Genomic DNA, 12,642 nt, shown 5'->3' on the forward strand with positions numbered 1-12,642 from the left:
TTTGCAATGACACACGATGCTTGAGACGCAAGACCTGACCATCCGCTTCGGCGGGCACGTGGCCGTCAACGGCGTGAGCTGCGCGTTTGCGCCGGGCACGCTGACGGCCATCGTCGGCCCCAACGGCGCGGGCAAGACCACCTACTTCAACCTGATCTCGGGCCAGCTCAAGGCGAGCGCGGGCACGGTGTCGCTCGACGGGCAATCGCTCTCGGGCCTGGCGCCGTCGGCGCGCACGCATGCGGGGCTGGGGCGGGCCTTCCAGCTCACCAACCTGTTCCCGAACCTCACGGTGCTGGAGAACGTGCGCCTGGCGGTGCAGGCCACGCGCGAGGGCGCGCACCGGCGGGGGCTCAACCTCTGGAGCATCTGGAGCGACCACAAGGGGCTGACCGAGCGCGCCGACCAGATCCTGGCCGACGTGGCGCTGAAGTCGCGCGAGCACGCGACGGTCGCCAGCCTGCCGCACGGCGACCAGCGCAAGCTCGAGGTGGCGCTGCTCATGGCGCTCGAACCCAAGGTCTTCATGTTCGACGAACCCACGGCCGGCATGAACGCGGCCGAGGCGCCGGTCATCCTCGACCTGATCCGCAAGCTCAAGCAGGACAAGACCAAGACCATCCTCCTGGTCGAACACAAGATGGACGTGGTGCGCGAGCTCGCGGACCGCATCATCGTGCTGCACAACGGCACGCTGGTGGCGGATGGCGAACCGGCCGAGGTGATTGCCTCGCCGGTGGTGCAGGAGGCGTACCTGGGCATCGCGAAGGAGGGGGCCACATGAAGGCGTTGATGATGAGTTTCTCCCTCCCCCGCCGGGGGAGGGCAGGGGTGGGGGCTCGCGGCCCTCTAACCGCGGCAGCCTTTCAGGCGCCGTCTGCCCCCATCCCAACCTTCCCCCGGAAGGGGAAGGAGCAAGACCGATGAGCACTCAGAATCTCCTGACCCTCGAAGGCGTGCACACGCACATCGGGGCGTACCACATCCTCCACGGCGTCGACCTGGCCGTGCCGCGGGGCCAGCTCACCATGCTGCTGGGCCGCAATGGCGCGGGCAAGACGACCACGCTGCGGACCATCATGGGCCTGTGGCATGCGTCGCAGGGCAGGGTGCGCTTCGGTGACACCGACATCACCGTGATGCAGACACCCCAGATCGCCGGCCGCGGCATCGCCTACGTGCCCGAGAGCATGGGCATCTTCTCCGACCTGACGGTGAAGGAGAACATGCTGCTGGCCGCGCGCGGCGCCAGGAACGCGGCAGAGATCGACGACACGCGCCTCAAGTGGATCTTCAAGCTCTTTCCCGCGGTCGAGAAGTTCTGGAACCATCCGGCCGGCAAGCTCTCGGGCGGGCAGAAGCAGATGCTGGCGGTGTCGCGCGCCATCGTCGAGCCGCGCGAGCTGCTGCTGATCGACGAGCCCAGCAAGGGCCTTGCGCCCGTGATGATCAACAACATGATCGACGCCTTCGCCGAACTCAAGGCCAGCGGCGTGACGATCCTGCTGGTGGAGCAGAACATCAACTTCGCCCAGCGCCTGGGCGACTCCGTCGCGGTGATGGACAACGGCCGCGTGGTGCACAGCGGCTCGATGGCGGCGTTCTCCGCCGACGCGCAACTGCAGCAATCGCTGCTTGGATTGGCTCTATGAAATTCGACTTCGACTGGAAGCCGCTGCTGCTGGCCCCGATCCTCGCGCTGGCCGCGCTGCCGTTCACGGGCTCGTTCTCGACCTGGCTCACGCTCACGGTCGCGGGGCTGGCAATGGGCATGATCATCTTCATCATCGCCTCGGGCCTCACGCTGGTGTTCGGCCTGATGGACGTGCTCAACTTCGGCCACGGCGTGTTCATTGCCCTGGGCGCCTTCGTCGCCAGCAGCGTGCTCGGCCTGATGGGCGACTGGACGGGCTCGGGCGACCTGTGGCGCAACCTCGTGGCCGTGTTCCCTGCGATGCTGGTCGCCATGGCGGTGGCCGGCGCGGTCGGCCTCGCGTTCGAGCGCTTCATCGTGCGGCCGGTGTATGGGCAGCACCTGAAGCAGATCCTGATCACCATGGGCGGCATGATCATCGGCGAGGAGCTCATCAAGGTGATCTGGGGCCCGGCACAGATTCCGCTGCCGCTGCCCGAGGCGCTGCGCGGCTCGCTGTTCGTGGCCGACGCGGCCATCAGCAAGTACCGGCTGCTCGCGGTGGCGGTGGGCGCGGTGGTGTTCGGCCTGCTCGCATGGACGCTCGCGCGCACCAAGATCGGCCTCTTGATCCGCGCCGGCGTGCAGGACCGCGAGATGGTCGAGTCGCTCGGCTACCGCATCGGCCGGCTGTTCGTCGGCGTGTTCGTGGTCGGCAGCGCGCTGGCCGGCCTGGGCGGAGTGATGTGGGGGCTGTTCCAGCAGAACCTGGTGCCGCAGATGGGCGCGCAGGTCAACGTGCTGATCTTCATCGTGATCATCATCGGCGGGCTCGGCTCGACGGGCGGTGCGCTGATCGGTGCGCTGCTGGTGGGGCTCATGACCAACTACATCGGTTTCCTGCTGCCCACGCTCACGCAGTTCGCGAGCATCCTGCTGATGGTGGCGGTGCTGCTGTGGCGGCCGCAGGGCGTGTACCCGGTGGCGAATCGTTGAGAAAGAAGCTGCCATGTTCCTGAAACGACTTCTCTCCAACGACATGCCCCGCAGCCGCCTGCTGGCGCTGCTGCTGCTGGCGCTGTTCATCGCACTGGCGTTCGCACCGTTCATCTTCCCGGGCGTCAAGGCGCTCAGCGTGGCCGCCAAGATCCTGGTGTTCGTGGTGCTGGTCGCGAGCTTCGACCTGCTGCTGGGCTACACCGGCATCGTGAGCTTCGCGCACACCATGTTCTTCGGTATCGGCGCCTACGGCATCGCCATCTCGGCGTCGCGGCTCGGACCCAGCTGGGGCGCGGTGCTGCTCGGGCTCGCGGCGTCGCTCGCGGTCTCGCTGGTGCTTTCCTTTGCGATCGGGCTGTTCTCGCTCAGAGTGCGCGCGATCTTCTTCGCGATGATCACGCTGGCGGTGGCCTCGGCCTTCCAGACGCTGGCCTCGCAGCTGTCGGACTTCACCGGCGGCGAGGACGGCCTGACCTTCAAGCTGCCCGAGCTGATATCGCCGAGCTTCGAGTTTGCCGAGGAGCCTTTCCTCGGCGTCTCGCTCGACGGACGGCTGCTGTGCTATTACCTCCTCTTCGTGGCGGCGGTGGTGCTGATGCTCGCGCTGCTGCGCATCGTGAATTCGCCCTTCGGCCGCGTGCTGCAGGCCATCCGCGAGAACGAGTTCCGCGCCGAGGCCATCGGCTACCGCGTGGTGGTGTACCGCACCACGGCGGCCGTGCTGTCGGCGCTCTTCGCCACACTGGCCGGCGCCATGCTCGCGATCTGGCTGCGCTACAACGGGCCGGACACTTCGCTGAGCTTCGAGATCATGATCGACGTGCTGCTGATCGTGGTGATCGGCGGCATGGGCACGATCTACGGCGCGGCGATTGGCGCGGTGCTGTTCGTGGTGGCGCAAAGCTACCTGCAGGACCTGCTGCGCGTCGGCAGCGAGGCCGCGAGCGGGCTGCCGTGGCTCGCGGCGCTGTTGTCGCCCGACCGCTGGCTGCTGTGGCTGGGCGTGCTGTTCGTGCTCTCGGTCTATTACTTTCCCACCGGCATCGTCGGCAAGCTCAGGGCGAGGGCTGCACGATGAGCAACGATCTCCTCGTTCCGTCTTCCCGCTACGCGCAGCTCGCGGGCCGCGAAATCCATTGGCTCGACTGGGGCGCACCCGATGCGCCGGTGGTCATTGCCTGGCACGGCCTCGCGCGCACCTGCCGCGACATGGACGAACTGGCGCAGCACTTTGCAGCGCGCGGCTTCCGCGTGGTCTGCCCCGACACCCTCGGCCGGGGCCTGAGCCAGTGGAGCCCGCTGCCCGACGAGGAATACCAGCTCTCGTTCTATGCGCGCCTGGCCGGCGCGCTGTGCGACGAACTGCACCTGGACCGCGTGCACTGGGTCGGCACGTCGATGGGCGGCGCCATCGGCACGGTCTGCGCGTCGGGCCTGTTCGAGCCGCGCATGAAGGCGCGCATCGCGAGCCTCACGCTCAACGACAACGCGCCGCAGCTCGCGCAGGCGGCCATCGAGCGCATCCGCGCCTATGCCGGCGAGCCGCCCGCGTTCGGCACGGTGGCCGAGCTGGAGGCATTCTTCCGCACCGTCTACAAGCCCTATGGCTGGCTCAGCGATGCGCAGTGGCGCCGCCTGACCGAGAGCTCCACGCGCCGCCTGCCCGATGGCCGCGTGACGCCGCACTACGACCCGGCAATGGTCCGGCAGTTCAGCGCGCACGACAACGACTACCTGATCTGGCCGCACTACGACGTGATCGAGGCGCCGGTGCTGTGCCTGCGCGGCGCCGAGTCGGACCTGGTGCTGCCCGAGGTGACGCAGCAGATGCAGCAGCGGGGGCCGGGCGCCGCCGGCTTGCTGAAGGTCGTCGAAATCCAGGGGTGCGGCCACGCGCCCGCGCTCAACGTGCCCGAACAACTGCAGCTGATCGAAGGGTTTATCCGGGCCGCCGGCCGCTAGGCGCGTGTCGGCGAGACAATCGCCGCCGACTTCCAACCACAAGGATCCACGCCATGGCGCTTTCGATGTACGACCTCTCCGTGCCGGTCTTCTCCCGCGGACTCGGCCAGCTCACCCACCTGCTCGAGAAGAGCCTGGCGCACGCCCGGGCCAACGACATCGATCCGGCAACGCTGGTGGACGCGAGGCTCGCGCCGGACATGCTCACGCTGGCCGGCCAGATCCAGCGCGCGAGCGATGCCTCGAAGCTCGGCGTGGCGCGCATCGCGGGCATCGCGGCGCCGAGCTTTCCCGACGAGGAAAAGACCTACGACGATCTGCTGGCCCGCATCGCGAAGACGCAGGACTTCCTCGCGTCCGTGGACCGCGCGCTGGTCGACGGCCAGGAGGAGCGCCCCGTGACTATCAAGACGCGCGAAGGCGAGGCGCATTTCACGGCGCAGCGCTACCTGCTGCAGTTCGCGCTGCCCAATTTCTATTTCCACGTGGTCACGGCCTACGATGTGCTGCGCCACAAGGGCATGCCCATCGGCAAGATGGACTATCTGGGCAAGTTCTGAGCGTTGGCGGCGGGCCGGGTGGGCCAGCCCGCGAGGTTGCGCTCGGCAATGCCCGCCAGCGCGGTGATCCACGCCGAGCTGTCGTTGAGGCAGGGGATGTAGCTGAAGGCTTCGCCGCCCGCATGCAGGAAGGCTTCGCGGCCTTCCATGGCAATTTCCTCCAGCGTCTCGAGGCAGTCGGCCGGAAAGCCCGGGCATGCCACGTCGACGCGCTTCACGCCGCTCGCGCCGAGCTCGCGCAGGGTCGGCTCGGTGTAGGGTTCGAGCCATTTGGCGCGGCCGAAGCGCGACTGGAAGGTCACGCGGTATCCGGTGTCCGCAAGGCCCAGCCGCGCCGCGAGCAGGCGCGCGGTTTCGAGGCACTGGGCCTGGTAGGGATCGCCGAGCGCGATGTTGCGCAGCGGAATGCCGTGGAAGCTCATCAGCAGCAGCTCGCCGCGGCCTTCGCGCTTCCAGTGCGCTTCGATGCCGAGTGCCAGCGCCTCGATGTAGGCGGGGTCGTCGTGGTACTGGTTGACGAAGCGGAACTCCGGTATGCGGCGCTGGCGGCGGCTCCAGTCGTTCACCGCGTCGATCACGCTGGCCGTGGTGGTGGCCGAATACTGCGGATAGGCCTGCAGCACCAGCACGCGCGTGGCGCCTTCGGCCTGCAGCGCATCGAGGCGCGAAGCGATCGACGGACTGGCGTAGCGCATGGCGTCGTGCACCGCCACGCGGTGGCCGCGCTCGCCGAGCCAACCGGCGAGCAGCGTGGCCTGCTTGCGGGTCCACACCTTCAGCGGCGAACCCTCGGCCATCCAGATGCTCGCGTACTTGGCGGCCGATCTGGCGGGCCGCACGCGCAGGATGATGCCGTAAAGGATCAGCGCCCAGAGCAGCCTGGGAATCTCGACCACGCGCGGGTCGCCCAGGAACTCCGCCAGGTAGGGCCGCACGGCGGCCGCGGTGGGGGCATCGGGCGAGCCCAGGTTGCACCAGAGGATGGCGGTGCGTTCGATGGCGCGTTCGGGGGCGATGGAACCATGGTTCCCATTGTCTTGAGGCATGCGATATTCTCGGGCATGACCTCCGCTTCCACGGCGCCGGCAAGCGCCGCGCCCCTCGACATCAAGCGCATCTCGGCGATCTCGCTCGACCTGGACGACACCCTCTGGCCGATCTGGCCGACCATCGAGCGCGCCGAGACCGTGCTGCAGCAATGGCTGCTGCGCGAGGCACCCAAGACCGCCTCGCTGCTGCTCACGCCGGGCGTTCTGCGCGAACTGCGCGAAGCCACCGCCAAGGAGCGCTCCGACCTCGCGCACGACCTGAGCGCGCTGCGCCGCGAGTCGATCCGCGCGGCACTGAAGCACGCGGGCGAAGACCCGGCGCTGGCCGATCCGGCCTTCGACGCCTTCTTTGCCGAACGCCAGCGCGTGACGCTCTACGAAGACGCGCTGCCGGCCCTCAAGTGGCTCAGCGAGCGCTATCCGCTGGTGGCGGTTTCCAACGGCAATGCGGACATCCACCAGACCGGGGTCGGCCGCTGGTTCCGCACCGCATTCAGCGCGCGCGCCTTCGGCAGCGGCAAGCCGCATGCGCCGATCTTCCGTGCTGCGGCCGCATCGGTCGGCCTGCTGCCCAAGGACGTGCTGCACGTGGGCGACGACGCGGAGCTCGACGTGGTCGGTGCGCTCAACGCCGGCATGCAGGCAGCCTGGCTGGTGCGCGACGAGCGCCCGTGGGTGCATGGCGCGCGGCCGCAGCTGATCGTGCCGAACCTGCACGCGCTGTGCGTGGCGCTCGGCGCCTGAGCTACGAGAAAACCGGCCTGAAGAAGCTGCGCTCGTAGCTCAGGATGCAGCGGGTGTCCTCGGCGTACCTGAAGGCGGCCTGGCATTCGGGGTCCTGCATCGAATCGCAGCGGTACTGCTCGTACGCGGCCAGGCTCGGAAAGCTGAACATCGCCAGCGCCACGTTGTTCGCGCCTTCCGACGGCAGGAAATAGCCGTGGTGCTGGCCGCCGAACTTCCGGACCAGCGGAATCCACAGCTTGCCGTAGTGCTCGAATTCCTTGAGCTTGTAGGGATCGACGATGTAGCGCAGGTAGCAGGTGACCATGGTTCTTTCCGTCATGAGCAGAGCGGCCGTCAGTCCAGGCCGAAGTGCGCGCGCAGCGCTGTGCAGAAATCTTGCGTGCCGCTGAGCGAGAAGGTCACCGTGTCCAGCTCCGGCGCTTCGCGGGCCTGCTGCAGATCGAAGTCCCAGGCTGCCCCGTCGTCGAGCGCGCCGCGCGCATCGGGAAAGGTGGCATCGGCCCAGGCCAGCACCTGGGCGATCTCGGCAAGCACTTCGTGTGTTCTTGCAGGCACGGTCGAGGCCATGGCATCGAAGGTTCCGTGGCCCTCGGTGTCTTCGCTGTAGTCGAAATCCAGGTAGCGCAGTTCGGTCATGGTGTTGTCGATGCCTTGGCAGCGGCCAGTCCGCTCAGGACCGCGCCTTCGAGTGTCGCAGGGTAGGGGCCTTCGGTGTAGTCGCCGCAGGCTTGCAGGCCGGGTGCGATGCGCATCGGCGGCCGTGCGAGCGCGGGCACGCAGGCGAAGGTGGCGCGCTTTTCGACCACGGTCTGCACGATCTGCAGCGACGTCTGGCCGAGCTGCGCGGCGGCTTGCGCAAGCGCCTGCTGCTCCAGCGTTTCGCGCGGCGTCTCGTTCGCGCTCACCACCAGGGCAAGCACGCCTTCCGGCCCGCCCAGCTGGCCGCGATCGAACACGAATTGCGCCGGTGCAGTGGCGGGATGGCTGCGCAGCGCCAGCATCGGCTGCGCAAGCGGCGAGGCGCCGCGCACGTAGATGGTGGCAATGGCCTCGAAGCGCAGGGCTTCGGTGGTTTCGCGCCAGCGCTGCGCCGCCGCGCCGGACGCGCGCACGAGCCGCGCCGCGTCCCAGGGCGCGCACGCCAGAACGACGTGGTCGAAATGCTCGCCGTCGACCCGCCATGCCGCGCCTTCGGGCGAGATGGCGTGCACGCGCGTGCCGATGCGCAGCGTTGTGCCGTGCTGCGCGAGCCACGCCAGGGCCGCATCGGGAAAGAGCGCGCCCAGGTCGACGCGCGGCAGCAGCAGGTCGGCGCCGCCGCTGCCGCTGAAGAGGGCGTCGTGCAGCACCCGCAGGAACACCTCGCCGCTCGACTGATCGATCGGCGTGTTGAGCGCGGAAACGCACAGCGGCTCGATCAGCTCTTCCATCACGCGCGGCGTGAGGCCGGTGCAGAGCGCGGCCACGGTGGTGCCGGCGGCGCAGCGGAATCCGGCGAGGCGCCATTGCACGGCGGTGCGCAGCAGCGTGGACTTGTCCCGCCATGACCAGCCGCGCGCCGTGAAGATGCCCGCCAGCAGGTCGAGCGGCGCGGGCAGCCGGGGCAGCTTCAGGCCGCCGCCATCGGCAAAGCGCAGCGAGAGCGGCAGCCGCAGCAGGGCCCGGTCGACATCGACGCCCACTTCGCGCATCAGCCTGAGCGTTGCGGTGTAGGCGCCGATCAGGATGTGCTGCCCGTTGTCGAGCACCAGCCCATGCATGTGGTCGACCCGCCGCGCGCGCCCGCCCGCCATGTGCGCCGCTTCATAAAGCGTCACGGCATGGCCGAGGCGCCTGGCTTCGACGGCGCAGGCGAGGCCGGCCCAGCCGGCGCCGACGACGGCTGTTCTCAAATGCGCCCCAACGCTTGGACCTTCCATGCGAGCCAGAACTTGCGCACCGGCGTCAGGCTTACGCGCTGGTTCAGCACCTGGAAGTCGTCGCGCTCGATCTCGCGCAGCAGCGTGCGGTAGATGCTGGCCATCATGAGGCCGGGCTTCTGTGCGCGGCGGTCCGCGGCGGGCAGCAGGGCGAGGGCTTCGTCATACGCCGCATGCGCGCGCTCGGCCTGGAACTTCATGAGCGCCACGAAGCGCTCCGAATGCACCCGGTTGAGAATCTCGTGCGCCTTGACGTCGAATTTCTGCAGCTCGTTCACTGGCAGGTAGATGCGGCCGCGCAGGGCGTCCTCGCCCACGTCGCGGATGATGTTGGTGAGCTGCAGCGCCAGGCCGAGCTTGTGCGCATAGGCGGTGGTCTGCGGATCGGTCTGGCCGAAGATGCGCGCCGCGACTTCGCCCACCACGCCGGCCACCAGGTGGCAGTAGCGCGCGAGGCCGGGAAAGTCGAGGTAGCGGGTCTGCTCGAGGTCCATCTGGCAGCCGTCGATCACCTCGTTGAGCTGGCCGGGCTCGATGCCGTAGGTGGCGGCATGCGGCACCAGCGCCTGCATCACGGGATGGCGCGGCGGGCCCGCAAAGGATTGCGCCACCTCGGTGCGCCACCAGGCCAGCTTGGTCGCGGCCACGCCGGGGTCGCTGACCTCGTCGACCACGTCGTCGATCTCGCGGCAGAAGGCATAGAAGGCCGTGATCGCGGCGCGCCGCGGCTTGGGAAGGAACAGAAACGCGTAATAGAAACTGCTGCCCGAGGCGGCGGCCTTGTCTTGTACGTATTGCTCGGGAGTCATCGGAGGGGCGCTTTCATGGGCCGCAATTGTCTCCGCATCCGCAGGGCCCGCCAGGCCAGCAGCGGCGCATCGGCCTTGCCGATTTTCGGGCGCTGCGAAAAGGTGTCGAAGCCCAGGTCCTCGATCTTGTCGAGAATGCGCAGGCCGCCCTGCACGACGAAGCGCAGCTCCCAGCCGGCGCGGCCGGGCAGGCGATGGACCAGCGGCGCGCCCTGCATCATCAGCTCCCGCGCCCAGGCGCTTTCGACGGCAATCAGGTTGATGGCTTCCTGCGGGGGCGGCGCCTCGGCCAGCGGCATGAAGACCTTGAAGCTCTCGCGCGCCAGGCCGCGCCGGGCGCAGTCGGCGAGCGGCGGATAGAAGCGGCCGCGCGGCAGGTCCACGCTCGGGTCCTGCCAGAAATTAATGAGTTGCAGCGCACTGCAGATGGCGTCGCTTTGCGCCAGCGCCTGCGGGTCGTTCACGCCGTACAGATGCAGCAGCAGGCGGCCGACCGGATTGGCGGAGCGGCGGCAGTAGTCGAGCAGTTCGGCGCGGTCGGCATAGCTTGCGCCGTCGCGGGTCTTCTCGATGTCCTGCATGAAGGCGCTCAGCAGGTCGGCGAGCAGTTCTTCGGGGAGCTTGAACTGCGCGATGGTGTGGGCGAGTGGGCCGAACACCTGCGGCCAGCGCGAGGAGCGCGTCGCTTGGCCGCGCGCGGCCGCCGCCAGCTCTTCGCGGTAGGCGCGAAGATCGGCCAGCCGCTCGCCGGGCGAGGCATCGCCCTCGTCCGCGATGTCGTCCGCGGTTCGAGCGAAATGGTAGATCGCGGCAATCGGCGCGCGCAGATGCGGCGGGCACAGCCAGGAGGCCACGGGGAAGTTCTCGTAATGCGCCGGCGGCGCGGCAATGTGGGGTGGTGCAGGCACGCCGCGATTGTCCGCGACACGCGGCGCAGACTATGCTCGCGGCGTTGCCGCCACCCCATTTCCCCATTTCTTCATGAATCCACCGACGAAGGCTCCCGCCGCCCCGATTCCAACGACAGGCGAGGCGCCCCATGCAGCCGGACCGGGCCTGATGATTGCCGCACTGGGGGTGGTGTTCGGCGACATCGGCACATCGCCGCTCTACGCCTTCAAGGAAACGCTGAACCCCGAGCACGGCGTGGCGTTCACGCCCGACGCGGTGCTGGGGCTGCTCTCGTTGATCTTCTGGGGACTGATGTTCGTGGTCACGCTCAAGTACGTGGTGTTCGTGCTGCGCGCCGACCACGACGGCGAGGGCGGCATTCTTGCCCTGCAGGCGCTTGCGCGCAATGCGGCTGGGGGCCCGCGGACGCGGCCCTGGTTATGGAACGCCATCGGGGTGCTCGGCCTCGTCGGCGCGGCCATGTTCTATGGCGACAGCCTCATCACGCCGGCCATCTCGGTGCTGTCGGCGGTCGAGGGGCTGGAGGTGCAGGCGCCGGTGCTGCAGCGGGTGGTGATCCCGATCACCATCCTGATCCTGCTCGGGCTCTTCGCGGTGCAGCGCAAGGGCACCGGTGCCGTGGGCAAGGTGTTCGGGCCGGTCATGCTGCTGTGGTTCCTGGTGCTGGCCGTCGCGGGCGGCTGGCAGGTGCTGCAGCATCCGCAGGTGCTGGCGGCGCTCGATCCGCGCCGGGCCATCGGCTTCCTTGTCGAGCACCGGCTGCAGTCGCTGGCGGTGCTGGGCGCGGTGTTTCTTGCCTTTACCGGCGGCGAGGCGCTGTATGCCGACATGGGGCACTTCGGCGCGCGCTCGATCCGGCTTGCCTGGCTCTTCATCGCGCTGCCCGGGCTGGTGCTGAACTACTTCGGGCAGGGCGCGCTGGTGCTGGCGGAGCCTGCGGCCGTCGACAACCCCTTCTTCCGGCTCTTTCCTTCGTGGGGCGTCGTGCCGATGGTGGCGCTGGCCGCGATGGCGACCGTCATCGCGTCGCAGGCCGTGATCTCCGGCGCCTTTTCCCTTACCGTCCACGCCATGCGCATGGGCTACCTGCCGCGCATGCGCGTGGTGCAGACCTCGGGCTCGGCCATCGGCCAGGTCTACGTGCCGGTGGTCAACTGGCTGCTGATGACGGGTGTGCTGCTGCTGGTGCTGGGCTTTCGCAGTTCGGGCGCGCTGTCGGCGGCCTACGGCATTGCGGTGTCGATCACGATGGTGGCCACCACGCTGCTGGCGGGCGTCGTGGCCTGGGGGCTCTGGCGCTGGAACAGGGTGGCGGTGGTGCTCGGGGTGGCGGCTTTCGCCGCGGTGGACCTGACCTTCGTGGTGGCCAACAGCCTCAAGGTCGCCGAAGGCGGCTGGCTCACGCTGGCCGTGGCGGCGGGCGTGATGCTGCTGTTCACCACCTGGGCCAAGGGCCGCCGGCTGGGCCTGGAGGCGGCCGCGGCCGAAAGCATGCCGCTGAAGTCCTTCGTCGAATCGCTGGCGCTCAACATGCCGCACCGCGTGCGCGGCACGGCCGTGTTCCTGAACGCCGATGCCACCGCCGTGCCCCATGCGCTGCTTCACAACCTCAAGCACAACCAGGTGCTGCACGAGCAGGTGATCGTGCTGCGGGTGCTGGCCTGCGACACGCCCCGCGTGGACGCGCGCCAGCGCATCGAGGCCGAGCAGCTGATGGATGGCATCTGGGTGGTCACGGCGCGCCACGGCTTCATGGAGCGGCCCGACGTGCCCGAATTCATCCGCATCCTCGCCTACCAGAAGACGCTGGCCATCGATTCGATGACCACTTCCTACTTCGTCTCGCGCGCCTCGGTGGGGGAGGAGAACCTGCCCGGCATGAACCCGGTGCGGCGCGCGCTCTTCGGCTGGCTGCAGCGCAACGCGGGCCGCGCGTCCGATTATTTCGAGCTGCCGGACAACCGGCTGGTCGAAATGGGGCAGAGGACCTGACGACCCCCGAATCGCGATTGACAGCCCCTGAGGTTTACCCTAAATTACTAACCAGTGGGT

Annotated in this window: 14 protein-coding genes; 8 read left to right on the forward strand and 6 right to left on the reverse strand. The window is 68.6% G+C overall.

The features are described 5' to 3' along the window. Window positions 1–16 precede the first annotated feature (16 nt). The 6 genes from FB547_RS19790 to FB547_RS19815 all read left to right on the forward strand — a co-directional run bounded on the left by FB547_RS19790 (window position 17) and on the right by FB547_RS19815 (window position 5,154). On the forward strand, window positions 17–784 hold the full coding sequence (locus FB547_RS19790; RefSeq protein WP_145745158.1) for an ABC transporter ATP-binding protein: 768 nt from the start codon (window positions 17–19) through the stop codon (window positions 782–784). Between the two features lie 139 nt (window positions 785–923). Next, window positions 924–1,652, forward strand: coding sequence for an ABC transporter ATP-binding protein (locus tag FB547_RS19795; RefSeq protein ID WP_145745159.1), 729 nt, complete (start codon window positions 924–926; stop codon window positions 1,650–1,652). Beyond that, window positions 1,649–2,629, forward strand: a complete 981-nt coding sequence (locus FB547_RS19800) for a branched-chain amino acid ABC transporter permease (protein ID WP_145745160.1) — start codon at window positions 1,649–1,651, stop codon at window positions 2,627–2,629. The genes FB547_RS19795 and FB547_RS19800 overlap by 4 nt, the downstream gene beginning before the upstream one ends. A 13-nt stretch (window positions 2,630–2,642) precedes the next feature. After that, window positions 2,643–3,710 (forward strand): branched-chain amino acid ABC transporter permease, encoded by a 1,068-nt coding sequence (locus FB547_RS19805; protein ID WP_145745161.1) that lies wholly within the window; start codon window positions 2,643–2,645, stop codon window positions 3,708–3,710. Further along, window positions 3,707–4,594, forward strand: coding sequence for an alpha/beta fold hydrolase (locus tag FB547_RS19810; RefSeq protein WP_145745162.1), 888 nt, complete (start codon window positions 3,707–3,709; stop codon window positions 4,592–4,594). Before FB547_RS19805 ends, FB547_RS19810 begins: the two co-directional genes overlap by 4 nt. Before the next feature lie 53 nt (window positions 4,595–4,647). Beyond that, window positions 4,648–5,154 (forward strand): DUF1993 family protein, encoded by a 507-nt coding sequence (locus tag FB547_RS19815; RefSeq protein ID WP_145745163.1) that lies wholly within the window; start codon window positions 4,648–4,650, stop codon window positions 5,152–5,154. On the opposite strand, the gene hemH is transcribed toward FB547_RS19815, so the two are convergent. After that, window positions 5,136–6,200, reverse strand: coding sequence for a ferrochelatase (gene hemH, locus FB547_RS19820; RefSeq protein WP_145745164.1), 1,065 nt, complete (start codon window positions 6,198–6,200; stop codon window positions 5,136–5,138). The two genes, FB547_RS19815 and hemH, sit on opposite strands and share 19 nt — an antisense overlap. Before the next feature lie 15 nt (window positions 6,201–6,215). Between hemH and FB547_RS19825 the strand changes: the two genes are divergently transcribed. After that, a complete protein-coding gene (locus FB547_RS19825; RefSeq protein ID WP_145745165.1) occupies window positions 6,216–6,947 on the forward strand; it encodes an HAD family hydrolase in 732 nt (243 codons plus the stop codon). 1 nt (window position 6,948) lies between these two features. Here the strand turns inward: FB547_RS19825 and FB547_RS19830 are convergent, their stop codons facing one another. Genes FB547_RS19830 through hpnC form a run of 5 tightly spaced genes read right to left on the reverse strand, consistent with a single transcriptional unit; the run spans window position 6,949 to window position 10,586 of the window. Then, complete coding sequence (locus FB547_RS19830; RefSeq protein ID WP_145745235.1) at window positions 6,949–7,254, reverse strand: NIPSNAP family protein; 306 nt, start codon at window positions 7,252–7,254, stop codon at window positions 6,949–6,951. Between the two features lie 29 nt (window positions 7,255–7,283). After that, on the reverse strand, window positions 7,284–7,586 hold the full coding sequence (locus FB547_RS19835) for a hypothetical protein (RefSeq protein WP_145745166.1): 303 nt from the start codon (window positions 7,584–7,586) through the stop codon (window positions 7,284–7,286). After that, window positions 7,583–8,842 carry a hydroxysqualene dehydroxylase HpnE gene (gene hpnE, locus FB547_RS19840; RefSeq protein WP_261380344.1) on the reverse strand — a complete coding sequence of 420 codons (1,260 nt, stop codon included), beginning with the start codon at window positions 8,840–8,842 and terminating at the stop codon, window positions 7,583–7,585. The genes FB547_RS19835 and hpnE overlap by 4 nt, the downstream gene beginning before the upstream one ends. Next, entirely contained in the window at window positions 8,839–9,678 is an 840-nt protein-coding gene (gene hpnD / locus FB547_RS19845) for a presqualene diphosphate synthase HpnD (protein WP_145745168.1), read from the reverse strand. Before hpnD ends, hpnE begins: the two co-directional genes overlap by 4 nt. Continuing rightward, window positions 9,675–10,586 (reverse strand): squalene synthase HpnC, encoded by a 912-nt coding sequence (gene hpnC, locus FB547_RS19850; protein WP_145745170.1) that lies wholly within the window; start codon window positions 10,584–10,586, stop codon window positions 9,675–9,677. Before hpnC ends, hpnD begins: the two co-directional genes overlap by 4 nt. Window positions 10,587–10,659: 73 nt before the next feature. Between hpnC and FB547_RS19855 the strand changes: the two genes are divergently transcribed. After that, window positions 10,660–12,582: a potassium transporter Kup gene (locus FB547_RS19855; RefSeq protein WP_410000807.1), complete on the forward strand. Its 1,923-nt coding sequence runs from the start codon at window positions 10,660–10,662 to the stop codon at window positions 12,580–12,582. The last annotated feature ends 60 nt before the right edge of the window (window positions 12,583–12,642 follow it).

This window comes from Variovorax beijingensis, assembly GCF_007828835.1.
Lineage (GTDB): Bacteria > Pseudomonadota > Gammaproteobacteria > Burkholderiales > Burkholderiaceae_C > Variovorax > Variovorax beijingensis_A.

What these genes read in the sequence shown, in the direction of transcription:
- FB547_RS19830 (WP_145745235.1), bottom strand. Translation starts at nt 7,254, where the DNA reads ATGGTCACCTGCTACCTGCGCTACATCGTCGATCCCTACAAGCTCAAG.
- FB547_RS19825 (WP_145745165.1), top strand. Translation starts at nt 6,216, where the DNA reads ATGACCTCCGCTTCCACGGCGCCGGCAAGCGCCGCGCCCCTCGACATC.
- FB547_RS19800 (WP_145745160.1), top strand. Translation starts at nt 1,649, where the DNA reads ATGAAATTCGACTTCGACTGGAAGCCGCTGCTGCTGGCCCCGATCCTC.
- FB547_RS19795 (WP_145745159.1), top strand. Translation starts at nt 924, where the DNA reads ATGAGCACTCAGAATCTCCTGACCCTCGAAGGCGTGCACACGCACATC.
- FB547_RS19815 (WP_145745163.1), top strand. Translation starts at nt 4,648, where the DNA reads ATGGCGCTTTCGATGTACGACCTCTCCGTGCCGGTCTTCTCCCGCGGA.
- FB547_RS19805 (WP_145745161.1), top strand. Translation starts at nt 2,643, where the DNA reads ATGTTCCTGAAACGACTTCTCTCCAACGACATGCCCCGCAGCCGCCTG.
- FB547_RS19835 (WP_145745166.1), bottom strand. Translation starts at nt 7,586, where the DNA reads ATGACCGAACTGCGCTACCTGGATTTCGACTACAGCGAAGACACCGAG.
- hpnD (WP_145745168.1), bottom strand. Translation starts at nt 9,678, where the DNA reads ATGACTCCCGAGCAATACGTACAAGACAAGGCCGCCGCCTCGGGCAGC.
- FB547_RS19855 (WP_410000807.1), top strand. Translation starts at nt 10,660, where the DNA reads ATGAATCCACCGACGAAGGCTCCCGCCGCCCCGATTCCAACGACAGGC.
- FB547_RS19810 (WP_145745162.1), top strand. Translation starts at nt 3,707, where the DNA reads ATGAGCAACGATCTCCTCGTTCCGTCTTCCCGCTACGCGCAGCTCGCG.
- FB547_RS19790 (WP_145745158.1), top strand. Translation starts at nt 17, where the DNA reads ATGCTTGAGACGCAAGACCTGACCATCCGCTTCGGCGGGCACGTGGCC.
- hemH (WP_145745164.1), bottom strand. Translation starts at nt 6,200, where the DNA reads ATGCCTCAAGACAATGGGAACCATGGTTCCATCGCCCCCGAACGCGCC.